Source organism: Pedobacter sp. JCM 36344 (assembly GCF_046546555.1).
In the GTDB taxonomy this organism is placed as follows: Bacteria; Bacteroidota; Bacteroidia; order Sphingobacteriales; family Sphingobacteriaceae; genus Pedobacter.
Map to the genome: position 1 here is coordinate 1 of NZ_JBKHKK010000022.1, position 15092 is coordinate 15092.

14 protein-coding genes are annotated in these 15092 nt (G+C 40.7%); 10 read left to right on the forward strand and 4 right to left on the reverse strand.

Annotated features, from left to right (window positions below; all coding sequences use genetic code 11):
- Positions 1-165: 165 nt before the first annotated feature.
- Positions 166-930, reverse strand: a complete 765-nt coding sequence (locus ACHFIZ_RS16910) for a hypothetical protein (RefSeq protein WP_410887989.1) — start codon at positions 928-930, stop codon at positions 166-168.
- A 409-nt stretch (positions 931-1339) separates the two neighbouring features.
- Between ACHFIZ_RS16910 and miaB the strand changes: the two genes are divergently transcribed.
- The 8 genes from miaB to ACHFIZ_RS16950 all read left to right on the forward strand — a co-directional run bounded on the left by miaB (position 1340) and on the right by ACHFIZ_RS16950 (position 9779).
- Entirely contained in the window at positions 1340-2788 is a 1449-nt protein-coding gene (miaB, locus tag ACHFIZ_RS16915) for a tRNA (N6-isopentenyl adenosine(37)-C2)-methylthiotransferase MiaB (protein ID WP_410887991.1), read from the forward strand.
- A 16-nt stretch (positions 2789-2804) separates the two neighbouring features.
- Positions 2805-4046, forward strand: a complete 1242-nt coding sequence (locus ACHFIZ_RS16920) for a sigma-54 interaction domain-containing protein (RefSeq protein WP_410887993.1) — start codon at positions 2805-2807, stop codon at positions 4044-4046.
- Between the two features lie 2 nt (positions 4047-4048).
- On the forward strand, positions 4049-4552 hold the full coding sequence (locus ACHFIZ_RS16925) for an LptE family protein (protein WP_410887995.1): 504 nt from the start codon (positions 4049-4051) through the stop codon (positions 4550-4552).
- A complete protein-coding gene (locus ACHFIZ_RS16930; RefSeq protein WP_410887997.1) occupies positions 4546-5640 on the forward strand; it encodes a hypothetical protein in 1095 nt (364 codons plus the stop codon). Before ACHFIZ_RS16925 ends, ACHFIZ_RS16930 begins: the two co-directional genes overlap by 7 nt.
- Before the next feature lie 14 nt (positions 5641-5654).
- The gene (gene secG / locus ACHFIZ_RS16935; protein ID WP_410887999.1) at positions 5655-6011 is read left to right on the forward strand and encodes a preprotein translocase subunit SecG; all 357 of its coding nucleotides are present in this window, start codon (positions 5655-5657) and stop codon (positions 6009-6011) included.
- A gap of 218 nt (positions 6012-6229) precedes the next feature.
- Positions 6230-6523: a co-chaperone GroES gene (gene groES, locus ACHFIZ_RS16940; RefSeq protein WP_410888001.1), complete on the forward strand. Its 294-nt coding sequence runs from the start codon at positions 6230-6232 to the stop codon at positions 6521-6523.
- A 77-nt stretch (positions 6524-6600) separates the two neighbouring features.
- Complete coding sequence (groL, locus tag ACHFIZ_RS16945; protein WP_410888003.1) at positions 6601-8241, forward strand: chaperonin GroEL; 1641 nt, start codon at positions 6601-6603, stop codon at positions 8239-8241.
- Between the two features lie 110 nt (positions 8242-8351).
- A complete protein-coding gene (locus ACHFIZ_RS16950) occupies positions 8352-9779 on the forward strand; it encodes an L-serine ammonia-lyase (protein WP_410888006.1) in 1428 nt (475 codons plus the stop codon).
- A 42-nt stretch (positions 9780-9821) separates the two neighbouring features.
- Here the strand turns inward: ACHFIZ_RS16950 and ACHFIZ_RS16955 are convergent, their stop codons facing one another.
- The 3 genes from ACHFIZ_RS16955 to ACHFIZ_RS16965 are packed head-to-tail and all read right to left on the reverse strand — an operon-like array spanning position 9822 to position 11774.
- Positions 9822-10433 carry an SGNH/GDSL hydrolase family protein gene (locus ACHFIZ_RS16955; RefSeq protein WP_410888008.1) on the reverse strand — a complete coding sequence of 204 codons (612 nt, stop codon included), beginning with the start codon at positions 10431-10433 and terminating at the stop codon, positions 9822-9824.
- A complete protein-coding gene (lipB, locus tag ACHFIZ_RS16960) occupies positions 10430-11128 on the reverse strand; it encodes a lipoyl(octanoyl) transferase LipB (RefSeq protein ID WP_410888010.1) in 699 nt (232 codons plus the stop codon). Before lipB ends, ACHFIZ_RS16955 begins: the two co-directional genes overlap by 4 nt.
- A 4-nt stretch (positions 11129-11132) precedes the next feature.
- The gene (locus tag ACHFIZ_RS16965; RefSeq protein WP_410888012.1) at positions 11133-11774 is read right to left on the reverse strand and encodes a 4'-phosphopantetheinyl transferase family protein; all 642 of its coding nucleotides are present in this window, start codon (positions 11772-11774) and stop codon (positions 11133-11135) included.
- Positions 11775-11841: 67 nt separating this feature from the next.
- On the opposite strand from ACHFIZ_RS16965, the gene dcd reads away from it, so the two are divergent.
- Positions 11842-12378, forward strand: a complete 537-nt coding sequence (gene dcd / locus ACHFIZ_RS16970) for a dCTP deaminase (RefSeq protein WP_410888014.1) — start codon at positions 11842-11844, stop codon at positions 12376-12378.
- 12 nt (positions 12379-12390) lie between these two features.
- A complete protein-coding gene (locus ACHFIZ_RS16975; RefSeq protein WP_410888015.1) occupies positions 12391-15084 on the forward strand; it encodes a TonB-dependent receptor in 2694 nt (897 codons plus the stop codon).
- Positions 15085-15092: the final 8 nt, after the last annotated feature.

The following is a 15092-nucleotide window of genomic DNA, read 5'->3' on the forward strand; positions in this document are numbered from 1 at the left end:
GGAAATAATGAAATAAATTCAGCAGGACGATCCTTTCGTACTTGGGCATTCAGAGGTTCCGAGAAATTCAGGTTTTCCGCTGCGTGCTTGGCGAAAAGTCAATAAGGGTTTAGATAGTAACGCCGAAATAGTTTTTAAACTTTTTATTTGGCTTGTATAATATTCCTATAGACTCCTGTAGCTAATAAAACTGGGCTCAATTTTATCGCTTTCGTAATAATAGCAAAAAATGATTATTTGGGTAGGTTTAGTTAGGGTCTGATTCTTGCCAGTCTTCAAATCTTTTTTTAAAAGTCCTAGATATACTTGATTCAGCTTCCTATTTTTAAACTCTTGCAATGCCTTGATTTTGCCAATTGATAAATCCGTATTAACATCAGCCCTAAAAACTGCCATCCGATTCCCATTTTTATAACCGCTAATTGATGAAATATCTGGGCTGAAAAAAACAAGTTTTGAAGGGTTGGCATCTAATATATGGCGTTTTTTTAAAAAGTCAAGAGTCAGCAGCTTCAGTTTAACAGAGCTCTTAAATTGTTGATCGCCGTTTGGGTATTTGATCGGGTCGAAGATTTTATCTATTTGTAAACTCCCTGAGCAGTAACCGAAGGTTACTTCACCATGCTGGACGGAAGCGAATATTAACCATATCGAATTTTCAGTTGGTAGAAAAGCACATGAGCTTTGCAAGTCGCTCATTATTTTTATACTTTTAATTTGCTCGCCCTTATAGATTGTGATCATTTCAATCTCTGCATTATGATAAGCCGGATTTGAAGCATCCTGCACTATTTTTAGAAATTTTACCTTTGCCACAAAACTGGACCGCTGAAAGTACCCTACTACAGTAGTTCCCATGCAAGTACAGGCAGAAGTCTTAACCATCAAGAACAATAAGGAGACAACAAGGCCTAGTGTAAATTTTCTCATACAGTGTCTTCTACTAATATAGGGTTAAAATTGTTTAATTTATACTAACCTCAAAAACTGTAAACCATTTTCAGTATCGGACAACCTGTGTAGCCATTTTAGGATAGGACAAAGTTAGGGTTGTAATTTTGGCAAGTCCAATGCAAGTCCAATACAAAAGCAATGCAAGTCCAATCTGAACAGTAATAAATTGGACTTGCATTGCTTTTACAATTGTTTTAAATTGAATTCAATTAAACTTCTATACAACTAACGTAGCTACCTCTCCTTCTATGAAATCCTAATTATACTGCAGTCAACTCTAGATGATATTGGGTCCGGCAACCGACTTTTAATAAAGCACCTGCCACTTTGTCATTTTTAAAATAATTTCCGTATTTTTGTAACCCCGAGAAATGTTACAAAAATTATGATTGATCTACAACTGAACAATAAGACACACGATGAAGAGCGCCAGGGAGAGGCTTTGATAGTTGACGGACCAAAAGTAAGAAATGGTAGAAAGCTTTATATCGAAAGCTATGGTTGTCAGATGAACTTTGCAGACAGTGAAATCGTTGCTTCCATACTCTTCGACCAAGGCTTTGAGACGACTGGAGATTATAAAGAGGCTGATGTAGTATTTATCAATACCTGCTCAATTAGAGAAAATGCGGAGCAAAGAGTTCGCAATCGCTTATCGCAATTTGGCGCAGAGAAACGCCGCAATCCTAAGTTGATCGTCGGTGTTTTAGGTTGCATGGCGGAACGCTTGAAATCTAAATTTCTTGAAGAAGAGAAATTAGTGGATGTTGTGGTTGGTCCGGATGCCTACCGTGAACTTCCTCAGCTTTTGACTGAGGTAGAAAGTGGCCACAAGGCAATAAACGTGCTGCTATCGAGAGAAGAAACCTATGCGGACATTAGTCCTGTCCGATTAAATGGAAATGGCATCACTGCGTTTATTTCGATCATGAGGGGCTGCGACAATATGTGCTCTTTCTGCGTAGTACCATTTACACGTGGAAGAGAACGTAGTCGTGATCCACATTCCATTTTAGCGGAAGCCAAGGATCTTTTCGATCGAGGCTACAAAGAGGTGACACTATTGGGGCAGAATGTTGATTCATACAAATGGAAAGGCAAAGACGCCCAGGAAGATGCTGATATTGAAGTGAATTTCGCCCAGCTTTTGGAAAAAGTAGCGCTGATTAGTAATGAGCTGAGAATACGTTTCTCTACTTCTCACCCGAAAGACATTACAGATGAGGTTTTATACACCATTGCTAAGCACAATAACATTTGCAACTACATTCACCTTCCTGTCCAATCAGGGAGCAGCAGAATATTAGATCTGATGAACCGCACCTATACACGGGAGTGGTACATCAACCGCATCGATGCCATTAGAAGCATCATTCCTGGCTGTGCAATCTCCTCAGATATTATCGCCGGCTTCTGCACAGAAACCGAAGAAGATCACCAGGAAACGTTAAGCATGATGGACTATGTGGGTTACGATTTTGCATTCACGTTCAGCTATTCTGAAAGGCCCGGTACTTTAGCGGCACGTAAGTTTGCTGATGACATCCCTGGGGAGGTTAAAAAACGAAGACTTGCAGAAATCTTGTTAAAACAACAACAAACATCATTATATCGTTTACAAAAGTTTGTTGGCAAAACGATGAGAATTTTGGTAGAAGGAACCTCTAAAAAATCTGATAAAGATTTTTGTGGTCGCAATGATCAGAATGCTATGGTTGTTTTCCCGGCTACTGAAGGCGTTTTAGCTGGACAATACGTTAACGTGTATGTTGACAGGTGCACATCGGCAACATTATTAGGAAGTGTTGTGGTGCAAGAGCCTGAGATGGTTTAATTTAAAAACTTATACATTGGATATACAAGATATAAAGAATCGCTTCGGAATAATCGGGGGATCCCCCCTGTTGAACCGGGCTATAGATATTGCCAGACAGGTTTCACCAACCGACATGTCGGTTCTAATTACCGGTGAAAGTGGTAGTGGTAAAGAGGTTTTTTCTCACATAATACATCAGATGAGCGCTAGAAAACATGGTGCTTTTATCGCGGTGAACTGTGGAGCTATACCTGAAGGTACTATTGATTCAGAATTATTTGGTCATGAGAAAGGATCTTTCACTGGTGCTCATGAGGCCCGGAAGGGGTACTTTGAAGTTGCAAATGGAGGGACTATTTTTCTTGATGAGGTAGCGGAACTCCCACTTGGAACTCAAGCTCGCCTGCTTCGTATTCTTGAAAGCGGGGAATATTTAAGAGTTGGATCTTCGAAAGTCCAGAAAACGGATGTAAGAATCATCGCGGCAACAAATGTTGATGTTTACAACAGGGTGAAATCAGGAAAATTCCGGGAAGATCTTTACTACAGACTAAATACTGTTCCCTTAAGAATCCCTGCTTTACATGAACGTAAAGAAGATATTTTCCTGTTATTCAGAAAGTTTTCTGCTGATTTTAGTGACAAATACAGGAGTCCTGGTATCCAGCTTGAGCCGGATGCGATACAGATTTTAAGTAATTACAGCTGGCCTGGAAATGTGCGTCAGTTGAAAAATATCGCAGAACAGATCTGTGTACTTGAAAAAGAACGTAATGTTTCTGCAGCAGCGATCCTGAATTACATACCCAATGAGAGTGGCAGCAATCTGCCAATGACAATTAACGGAAATAATAAAGAAGATTACACGGAGCGGGACATCCTTTACAAAGTGCTGTTTGACATGAAAAAGGATATGATGGAGCTAAAGAAGCTCGTTGCGGAGATCCTTCAGAATGGCGGTAATACCGCTCACATCATGGAGGACAATACCCATTATATTAACCAACTCTATCAGGATGTAGATCAAACCAACAACCATGATCCTCAGCAAGCACAACTAACAATTAAGAAACCTTCCCAGAATGCACCGGTAGATTACAACTATGCCCATGATGCAGAAGAGGTAGAAGAATCGTTGTCATTGATTGATAAAGAGTCTGACTTAATTAAAAAAGCTTTAAAAAAGCACAAGGGAAAACGTAAGTTTGCTGCGCAGGAGTTGGGTATTTCGGAGCGTACCCTTTACAGAAAAATCAAAGAACTTAACCTGAATTAGTGATGAGAAATCTATATATCGTTATTCTTTTCTTTATGATCAGTGGTTGTAAGGTTAGTTTGGACGGCGCGTCAATACCCCCTGGCATGAAGACAGTAAACGTTACTGTTTTCGAGAATAACGCACCCTTGGTTGTATCCACTTTAAGCACACAGCTAACGGAGGATTTCAAAACCAGGATCAGAAATCAAACGAAATTGAGCCTCACTAATAATGAGCCAGAGGCAACATTTTCTGGAAATATTACTGGGTATGACATCAGACCTGTTGCCCTTCAGGATAATGGCAATAGGCAGGCACTCGCTGGCGCGAACAGATTGACAATAAGAGTAAACGTTAAATACGTGAACAACCTTGATCCTAAAAAAAGTTTCGAAGAGGCCTTTGAGCGTTTTAAGGAATTTAAGCTTGCTGGAAACCTTCAAGCTCAGGAACCTGCGCTAATCAAGGATGTGACAGCACAGCTGATCGAAGATATTTTTAACAGAGCCTTTGCACAGTGGTAGATACGTTCAATATATCTACTTTTCTGGAGGCACCTGACAAGATCAGTCCGAACGACGCGCCTGCCTTGAGGAATCTGATAGTAAAATACCCATACTTTCAGCCCCTCAGATTATTGCTTGCGAAAGCCAGCTTGGGTACCGAAGCGCAGAAGGAGACATTGGCAAAGGCAGCTTTGTATACAAACGGACAGGTGTTGCATACCCTGCTTCACGAACCGAAAGCACTGGTAAAGACTTCTTTTATTTACGGATTGCAGGTCAAAGTTGAAGCAGTGGAAATAGAACTGGAAGCAGCACAACCCATTGAGCTAGGCGAAGCGGAAATCAGTGAAGTTGACGAACAGGAAACATTCGATGAGATCGGCGAGGTTAATATTGATGACTACAGGGAAGTAATTTCTGAAGAAGACAAGTTAGAACAAGACTTGGTTTTAGCGCATATTGTTGCTACTGACTTCTTCGCTTTTCAGGAAAACTTCCAGGTGGAGTCTATTCCTGAAATTGAAGAACAGGAATCCGCAGAAGCTGACTTGCTGGCCGCAACTGCTCCCGAAGATAATATTGTTAGTAAGTACGATGACGACAAACTACCCTATACTTTTTTATGGTGGCTGGCTAAAACCAGAAAGGAGCATCAGCAAATTTTTCAGCCTTATGCCTCTCCTAAACAGAATAAGGAATTGTCAGAAGTTAGTCAGCAGACATCATCTTTTGTTAAGCCTAGTGAATTACAACAGCAGTATGTAGAGCACATTTTCCATCTTCAAACACCATTCAATGCAGAAGATCTGTTGAGCGGACCAGTCAATTATAAAGTTAAACCTGGGGGGAATGAAATCATTGAGAACTTCATTAAGAATGACCCCCAAATCCGCACACCGAGGGCAGAACAAATCAACAATGACAACAAGGCAAGAAAGAGCGCTGAAGACCACAACGATATGGTTACGGAAACTTTAGCGAAGATCTATATTGAACAAATGCTTTACGATAAAGCGATACAGACTTACGAAAAATTAAGTTTGAAGTTTCCAGAAAAAAGCCGTTACTTTGCCGACCTTATTCAATCGATTCAAAAGAAAATTTAATACAATAACATACTATGCTGTTTTTAATTATTTTACTAATCATTATTTGCGTTGCACTTGGATTGTTTGTTTTGATACAAAATCCAAAAGGTGGCGGCTTAGCTACTGGCGGCACTGGCAGCAATATGTTTGGCGTACAACGTACTGGTGACGTTTTAGAGAAAGGAACTTGGGTTCTACTTGCTTTAATTGTTGTGGTTACCTTATCAATCACTACAATGGCTAAATCTGGCGGCTCAAATACAGGAACAGGTTCTAGAATTCAGGAACAATTGGATAAAGCTCCTGCCCCTTCTATTTTAGGAGGCCAGCAAACTGCTCCGGCTCCAGCTACTGCAACTCCTTCTACAACAGATACTACAAAAAAATAATTTGGTTATCCGAATAACTAAAAGCCCGATAAGGTCAAACTTATCGGGCTTTTTCCATTCTGCCACTCTGGCACACTTGGAACGCCCCCTAAACTATTAGCTGACAATGCCGTGTAAATTTGTCAAGCAAATATGCCTTGGCATAAAAACTGATAGTTAATATTTGGCGTAATTAAATTACTTTTATACAAAAACTTAAACAAAAACAATAACAAGTTATGGCTTTAAACTTTAAACCTAATGCAGACAGAGTGGTTGTTGAAACTTCTGCTGCAGAAGAAAGAACAGCATCTGGTCTTTATATTCCTGATACCGCTAAAGAAAAACCTCAACAAGGAACAGTAGTTGCTGTTGGACCAGGCAGATCAGCTGACCACACAGGAGCTTTGATCGTACCGACAGTACAGGTTGGAGATTTAGTTCTTTACAGTAAATATGGTGGTACTGAAATCACTATTGAAGGTAAAGAGTATTTAATTATGAGAGAAACTGACATCTTAGGAACACTTTAATCTTTCTATAATTTCTAAAGTGGGCGGGTTAACCCCGGTCTCCTTTTTTATTTAAACAAGAATCAACGAAAAATAAAATGGCAAAACAAGTAAAATATAACGTAGAAGCCCGTGACGCCCTGAAAAGAGGTGTTGATATTTTGGCTAATGCAGTTAAAGTAACCTTAGGCCCAAAAGGTCGTAACGTAATTATTGATAAAAAATTCGGCTCACCTGTAATCACTAAAGATGGTGTTACGGTAGCTAAAGAAATAGAATTAAAAGATCCAATTGAGAACATGGGTGCTCAAATGGTTAAAGAAGTTGCTTCCAAAACTGCTGATATCGCAGGTGATGGAACAACAACTGCAACTGTATTGGCTCAGGCAATTGTAACTGCTGGTATCAAAAACGTAGCCGCTGGTGCAAACCCAATGGATTTGAAGCGTGGTATCGACAAAGCTGTTGCAGCTATCGTTGAAAACCTTAAAGCTCAATCACAAACTGTTGGCGAAGACAACAAAAAGATCAAACAAGTAGCATCTATTTCAGCTAACAACGACGAAGTTATTGGCGCCTTAATCGCTGAGGCTATGAGTAAAGTAGGTAAAGATGGTGTAATTACTGTTGAAGAAGCAAAAGGAACTGAAACTGAAGTAAGAACAGTTGAAGGTATGCAATTTGACCGTGGTTATTTGTCTCCATACTTTGTGACCAATGCTGATAAAATGGAGGCGGAATTAGAAAACCCTTACATTTTGATTTATGACAAAAAGATCAGCAACATGAAAGAATTGTTGCCTGTATTGGAGAAACAAGTTCAAACTGGTAAACCACTATTGATCATTGCTGAAGATTTAGATGGTGAAGCGCTTGCTACTTTGGTAGTAAATAAAATCCGTGGATCTCTGAAAGTTGTTGCTGTTAAAGCTCCAGGATTTGGTGACAGAAGAAAAGCAATGTTGGAAGACATCGCAGTCTTAACTGGCGGAACTGTAATCTCTGAAGAAAGAGGGTTTAAATTAGAAAATGCTGACCTATCTTATTTAGGAACTGCTGAGAAAGTTCTTGTTGATAAAGACAATACAACGATCATCAATGGTGCTGGTGTTTCTGATGACATCAAAGCTCGTGTTAACCAGATCAAAGCTCAAATAGAGACTACTACATCTGATTACGATAAAGAAAAATTACAAGAGCGTTTGGCTAAATTAGCTGGCGGTGTTGCTGTTCTTTACGTTGGTGCTGCTTCTGAAGTAGAAATGAAAGAGAAAAAAGACCGTGTTGATGATGCTTTACACGCAACCCGTGCGGCTGTTGAAGAAGGCATTGTTGCTGGTGGTGGTGTAGCTTTCATCCGTGCTATTGAAGCATTGGAAGGTATGAAAGGTTTAAATGATGATGAAACTACTGGTATTGCGATCGTTAAACGTGCAGTAGAGGAGCCTTTGCGTCAGATTTGCCAAAATGCTGGAGTCGAAGGTTCCATCGTTGTTCAAAAAGTTAAAGAAGGTACAGGTGACTTCGGTTACAATGCACGTACTGATGTATATGAGAATTTAATCGCTGCCGGAGTTATTGACCCTACAAAAGTTGGTCGTGTAGCTTTGGAAAATGCAGCTTCAATTGCAGCAATGTTATTAACAACAGAATGCGTATTGGCTGATGATCCTGAAGATGCTCCTGCCGGTGGTGGTATGCCTCCAATGGGTGGTGGCGGTATGGGCGGAATGATGTAATATCATTTGCTTTATAGCTTAAAAAAACCCGCTCCAGCAGCGGGTTTTTTGTGTTTTAGAATTTAATGGTGATGGCGGCAGTTAACCATTGTTTAATTAGCTTTGTAACTATGCAACGGGAACAGATCTCAGTATTCGATATTTTCAAGATAGGCATTGGGCCTTCAAGCTCTCATACCCTTGGCCCATGGAAAGCTGCACAGCGATTCACGACTTCGCTTACTGCAAATGGCATATTGGAATCTGTTGAACAGGTAAAAATTTTGCTGTATGGTTCGCTTGCTAAAACAGGCAAGGGACACGGGACGGATGTAGCCATACTACTTGGGTTAACAGCTGCTGATCCAGTAACTTTCGATGTCAACGCTATAGACAGTACCATTGCAGCAATTAAAAGCGAACAACTTCTCCATTTGGCCGGAACACAATTTCTTCCTTTCAATTACGAGAATGACCTGTCATTTTTATTTTTCGAAAGTTTACCCTTTCATCCCAATGCGGTTACCTTTCAAGCTTTCTTAAACACTGGTAAAGCCTTTTCAGAAACTTACTACTCTATTGGTGGTGGTTTTGTGGTTAAGGAAGGCGAGACAGGAAGGGAGAAGGAAGCAGTTGACCTTCCCTTCCCTATCGAAAAGGCAAGCGATCTGTTACATTGGTGCCTAAGCACCGGCTTAAAGGTTTCTGAAGTTGTTATGGAGAACGAATCGGCCTGGAGGAAAGAATCAGATACCAAGACAGGCATTCTACAGCATTTTAAGGTGATGCAGGAATGTATTTACCGAGGTTGTCACACTGGCGGATTCCTGCCGGGAGGATTGAATGTTGCAAGACGAGCTGCCGCTTTAAATAGGAGGTTAGTTGCTGCAAATACCTATACTGATTACGAGAGCTGGGTAGTTGCGATCAGGAAAGGTGGCAATGGATTCAATTATATTCTAGATTGGGTGAGCTGTTTTGCTTTGGCTGTCAATGAAGAAAACGCTTCATTTGGAAGGGTAGTTACTGCGCCTACAAATGGTGCTGCCGGCGTTATCCCTGCAGTACTGCAGTATTTCATCACTTTTTGCGATGGCTATTCTGAAGAAAAAATTATACAGTTTATCTCATGTGCCTCTGAAGTGGGCAGTATTTTCAAGAAAGGTGCGACGATATCCGCAGCGATGGGTGGTTGTCAGGCAGAGATCGGAGTATCCTCAGCGATGGCGGCGGCAGCATTAACCGAATGTCTGGGTGGTTCTCAACGACAAGTATTAATGGCAGCAGAAATTGCTATGGAACACCATCTGGGATTGACCTGTGACCCAATCGGCGGCTTAGTACAAATTCCATGTATAGAGCGAAATACAATGGGTGCAATTAAAGCAATTACGGCTAGTCAGCTTGCATTGCAGAGCAACCCAGATAAGGCCAAGGTAAGTCTGGATGCCGTGGTAAATACCATGTGGGAAACTGCGCTTGACATGAACTCGAAATATAAGGAAACTTCTGACGGAGGACTAGCCACCAATATTCCGATTAGTTTACCAGAGTGTTAAATTTTTTGCTGCGCCTTAATTGCCAAATATCTGTTACTCCCTTTACGGCTTAAATGCCTTTATGATGGCCGGAGCAATATTGATAGCCCAATCTTTATACATTTTTCCAGAAGGGTGCAATCCATCTGTCGCTATAAGACTTAGATCCGATGCTGCAGTTCTGGATGCCGGGGTGATGTCAGTATAGTCGATTCCCATGGCCAATGTTTCCTCTTTACAAATGCGGTTGAAATCATCAATTTCGGTAGAAATCTCTTGTTGAATCCTACCGCTTCTCTTACCAAATGGAGTAACCCCCCAATCAGGAATAGAAACTACAAATACTCGAGCCTTATTTCCTTTGGCATAATCAATAGCAGTTTTCAACAGCTCTCTAAACTCCTTTCTGTAAACATCTTTGGAATCTTTACGGAATTGATTGTTTACCCCGATTAGCAACGTAACAAAATCAAATTTCTGGATAACTCCTGACAATCTAATTCCCTCCTGAAGTTCAGACGTCGTCCAGCCCGTCCTTGCAATGATAGTTGGCGGATTTATAATCAGGCCATTTGTTCCAAGTTGGGCAGCAAGTTGTAAAGGGAAGCTTTCGGAAGCTTGTACGGACTCCCCTATGGTATAGGAATCGCCAAGGGCGAGATAGTCTAGTTTCATTGGCTTATCTGCATCTGAAACAACGCAGCAATGTGCTTTTTCAACTTATGTCTGACTTCTTCCATATTGAGCTCATACCCAAGTTCGCGCCTCATTGAGGTTACATCCTTATCATCTATACCACATGGCACTATGTTTTTAAAATAATCAAGATCAGTGTTCACATTAAATGCAAAACCATGCATGGTTACCCATCGGCTGCACCTTACTCCTAGCGCACAGATCTTACGAGCCTTTTCATTGTCGGCATCAAGCCATACACCTGTATAGCCGGTATAGCGCCCAGCTTGGATGTTGTAGTCTTTCAGAGTAAGAATCACCGCTTCTTCAAGCGTCCTGAGGTAAAGATGTATATCAGTAAAGAAGTTATCCAGATCAAGAATTGGATAACCAACAACTTGTCCGGGCCCATGGTAGGTAATATCTCCACCACGGTTGATCTGGTAATAGGTAGCATGCTGATCTCTTAATCCCTGCTCATCTAATAATAGGTTTTCAGGTTTACCACTTTTGCCTAATGTGTATACATGAGGGTGTTCACAAAAGATCAAATAATTAGGTGTGGGCAAAGAAGTTCCGTTAGTTCTGTTCTGAGTTTTTAGGGCAACAGTTCTTTCAAAGATAGCATCTTGTTTGTCCCAGGCAGCTTGATAGTCAAGTAAGCCCCAATCCATATATTCTACGTTCTTATTCATTCTATTAAGCCACTACGTAGCCGAGCATATAGCCGTCTGAGGTTTTGAAGTACTTTACATTTAGCTCCTGAGTTCCTTCCGGCAATTCCACTAAAGCGTTTAATTCTCCCTCATCTTTGAGTATGAATTGTTTGATGTGAATGTGCTGTTTAAATTCCAGGCCTTTTCTACCATTCCATTTAAAAATAGCCTCCTTAGCACACCAGCAAACATATAAACCATTTACATTGTCGCCTATTTGCTTTTGAGCAAGTTCAATATCTGACAGGAACTTATGTTTGATGGTTTTAACTTTGTGTTTAATTAATTCAATATCCACCCCGACTTTTCGGGTTTTTCCGATGATAACCGCAGCGTAGTCATAAGAATGACTTAAGGAGATGTGGTAGCCCAGGTTAGGAAGGTAGGGCTTGCCATGCTCGTCCATCTGACAATCGATATATTCGGAAGTATTGAGCATCTTTCGAAGTAATAATCTGGTGCTTAACCAATGGAGTAATCGTTTGCCATTGTTGAGTGAAGCGATCACATCGAGCTCATGCTGTTTTAGTTGTAAACCCGACATCAGCTGCGCTTCAGTTTCTTCAATCTTCCAAACAGCCAGAACAGTGTCGTTGTCAATATTTTTATTAAAAACTATGGGCATCTCTATTTTAGAATACTATGCAAAAGTATCTTAAATTAATCATAATTTAGTCCAAATCCTTTACAAAATGATACTGTCAGACAAACGAATTATTGAAGAAATTGAGAAGGGAACGATTATAATTGAGCCATTTAGAGACGACTGTCTGGGGACAAACTCCTATGATGTTCACCTTGGAAAATACTTGGCTACCTACAAAGACCGGGTGCTAGATGCCAAGGCACACAACCAGATTGAGCACTTTGAAATTCCGAAGGATGGATATATCATACACCCCGGCACTTTATATCTTGGAGTAACGTTAGAATATACAGAAACCCATGCCCATATCCCATTTCTGGAAGGAAAATCAAGTACCGGGAGGTTAGGTATTGACATCCATGCAACCGCTGGAAAAGGAGATGTTGGCTTTTGCAATACATGGACTTTAGAAATTTCCTGCACACAGCCCGTGAAGATTTATGCCGGGATGCCTATTGGACAATTAATTTATTTCATGGTAGAGGGAGATATTCAAACCATGTACAATAACAAAGAAAATGCGAAATACAGCAATAAGACGACGAAACCTGTAGAGAGCATGATGTGGAAGAATAATTTTTAGAAAAGCACTCGCATGAAGTATAGATTGCCCCTCCTTGCGCTCCTGACCCTGAGTCTCGTAGCGGTGTTTGCCTTCCGCTTCGAAGACGACCCCTTCAGTGTAATCCTCAAGAAGATGGAAATCTATAATAAAGAATATCAACAGGAGAAAGTTTATCTTCATTTTGATAAGCCATATTATGCTGTAGGTGATGACATTTGGTTTAAGGCCTATGTAATTAACGTACAGACATCAAGACCTTCTCAGATCAGTGGAGCGCTGTATGTTGAACTCCTCAACGAAAAAGACTCTGTAAAACAGCTTTTGAAATTACCCTTAGTCTCCGGGATTGGTGTTGGCGATTTCAAACTATCGGAATCGTTTGTAGAAGGCAATTATAGAATTAGGGCTTATACACAATGGATGAGAAATGCGGGTACAGATTTCTTTTTTGATAAAACCATTAAAGTAGGAAATTCCTGGTCCAACAAAGTCTTTACCAATGCAAGCTATACATTTGAAAAAAAGAATACGGCTCAACAAGTGAACGCATTAATTAAATTTAGTGACAAGGACGGCAAGCCATATGCATCGGCTGATCTGACTTATGATGTTCAGCTAAGTTTTAGAAGTATATTGAAAGGTAAAGCGACTACAAACGCAGCGGGTGAAGTAGATCTTTCCTTTTTGAATGCGCAACCTGCTATTTATAAATCTGGAAGGATTACAGCTACGCTAACGCTACCAGATGGCAAAAAGGTGACTAAGGATATTCTAATAAAATCTACCGCCAATGAGGTGGACGTACAGTTCTTTCCCGAAGGCGGAAACCTTGTCCAGGAATTGCCAAGTAAGGCGGGTTTCAAAGCAATGAACTCAAGTGGACTTGGTGAGGATGTTACGGGCACAATTATAGACAATGAAGGACAAGAAGTAAATACGCTGGAAAGTACACATCTGGGGATGGGCCATTTTGTAATTAATCCACAACCTGGAAAAGTGTATTCGGCAAAGATCAAATTTAAGGATGGTTCCGAGAAATCATTCGAGCTACCAAAAGCATTACCTCAAGGCTATGTTGTCTCGGCAGTGAACACTGCGGAGAATATACAACTAAAAATAATGATCTCTCAGGGATTGTTGAATAAGGGAGAGCTGAAGCTCGTTACCCAGCACAATGGTAATGTATATTTTTCGACCCGATCCTCCTCTTCGAAACCAGTGATTTCCACCGTAATTAAGAAGGAGGATTTGCCCTCAGGCATCATCCAACTGACATTGTTTGACGGGGAGAACAAGCCTGTTTGTGAACGGCTTGTTTTTGTAAACAACGATGCAGACAAGATTACTACAACGATAAAAACAGAAAAAGAAAGCTACAGCCCGAGAGAAAAAGTTATCGTTGACCTTAGCGCTCAATTTCAGACTAAGCTTGTTCAGGGAAGTTTTTCTGTTGCTGTTTCCAATACTAAGTCTGTAACCCCAGATGAACTTAATGAAAGCAACATTTTCACAACTTTGTTATTGACTGCTGACCTTATTGGCTATGTGGAGAAACCCAACTATTATTTAAACAATAACAATGCGGAAACCCGCGGTGATGTTGACAACCTGATGCTCACGCAGGGCTGGAGAAGAATTATTTGGAATAACGTAATTAACAATTTATCACCGAATATTCGTTACCAGCCAGAGAAGAGTCTGGTAGTATCGGGCGCGATAGCAACCACCGGAGGCAAGATGATCCCTAAAACTAAGGTTTCCCTATTTTCTACAAGCGGCGGCTTTCTTTCAATAGACACGCTGACAGATGATAACGGTAAATTCAATTTTGACGGCTTGAGCTTTAGGGACAGTACAAAGTTTATCGTTCAGGCGAGAACACTAAAGGGAAAGCGCAATGTTGATTTTATGATGAATGTTGTAAGTGGGGAAATTGTTACCAAAAATAAAAATACCGGAGATGTGATTGTGAACGTAAACGATGCGCTTTCAGGCTACTTGCAGCAAAGCAAAAACTATTTCGATGAACTTACCAGACGCGGTCAATTAGAGAGAAGCATTACACTGAAGGAAGTCAAAATTCAGGAAAAGAAAGCCAAAGTTCAAAACTCATCCAACCTCAATGGCAGCGGGGGTGCTGATGCAGTTATCAATGCAGATCAGCTACAGACTTGCGTGACCTTATCACAATGCCTACAAGGCAGGGTAGCAGGATTGATGTTTAGAAACGGTATACCATCGCTTATGAGAAATAATGGAGCCCCGATGCAGGTTATAGTTGATGGCATGTTTATGGAGCCCAGCTTTTTAGATAACATTGTCCCTGCAGACGTGGAAACTGTTGAGATTTTAAAGAGCATCATTTATACTTCAATATATGGAAGTAGAGGAGGCGGTGGAGTTTTAATAGTTACTACGAAGCGAGGAGGGAACAATAATTATGGTGCATCTAAATATGTTGAAGGCATTACTACTTTTGTGCCGAAAGGTTACTATGTAAGCAGAGAATTTTACACACCAAAATACAGCCCGGAATCTACCGATAGTGCCCCAGACTTCAGAACAACGATCTATTGGAATCCGTTAATTGCTACAAATGAAAACGGTAAAGCTCAGTTCAGCTACTATTGTTCAGATGAACCTGGTATACACCGTATTGTTATTGAGGGTATTGATATGTTTGGGAACCTTTCCAGAGCAGTCTATACATACACCGTTAAATAATTTTAAGT

Excerpts from the sequence above, each read along its gene's own strand:
- groL (WP_410888003.1), top strand. The coding sequence starts at position 6,601 with ATGGCAAAACAAGTAAAATATAACGTAGAAGCCCGTGACGCCCTGAAA.
- ACHFIZ_RS16965 (WP_410888012.1), bottom strand. The coding sequence starts at position 11,774 with ATGCCCATAGTTTTTAATAAAAATATTGACAACGACACTGTTCTGGCT.
- secG (WP_410887999.1), top strand. The coding sequence starts at position 5,655 with ATGCTGTTTTTAATTATTTTACTAATCATTATTTGCGTTGCACTTGGA.
- ACHFIZ_RS16955 (WP_410888008.1), bottom strand. The coding sequence starts at position 10,433 with ATGAAACTAGACTATCTCGCCCTTGGCGATTCCTATACCATAGGGGAG.
- ACHFIZ_RS16910 (WP_410887989.1), bottom strand. The coding sequence starts at position 930 with ATGAGAAAATTTACACTAGGCCTTGTTGTCTCCTTATTGTTCTTGATG.
- ACHFIZ_RS16975 (WP_410888015.1), top strand. The coding sequence starts at position 12,391 with ATGAAGTATAGATTGCCCCTCCTTGCGCTCCTGACCCTGAGTCTCGTA.
- dcd (WP_410888014.1), top strand. The coding sequence starts at position 11,842 with ATGATACTGTCAGACAAACGAATTATTGAAGAAATTGAGAAGGGAACG.
- groES (WP_410888001.1), top strand. The coding sequence starts at position 6,230 with ATGGCTTTAAACTTTAAACCTAATGCAGACAGAGTGGTTGTTGAAACT.
- miaB (WP_410887991.1), top strand. The coding sequence starts at position 1,340 with ATGATTGATCTACAACTGAACAATAAGACACACGATGAAGAGCGCCAG.
- ACHFIZ_RS16950 (WP_410888006.1), top strand. The coding sequence starts at position 8,352 with ATGCAACGGGAACAGATCTCAGTATTCGATATTTTCAAGATAGGCATT.
- lipB (WP_410888010.1), bottom strand. The coding sequence starts at position 11,128 with ATGAATAAGAACGTAGAATATATGGATTGGGGCTTACTTGACTATCAA.
- ACHFIZ_RS16925 (WP_410887995.1), top strand. The coding sequence starts at position 4,049 with ATGAGAAATCTATATATCGTTATTCTTTTCTTTATGATCAGTGGTTGT.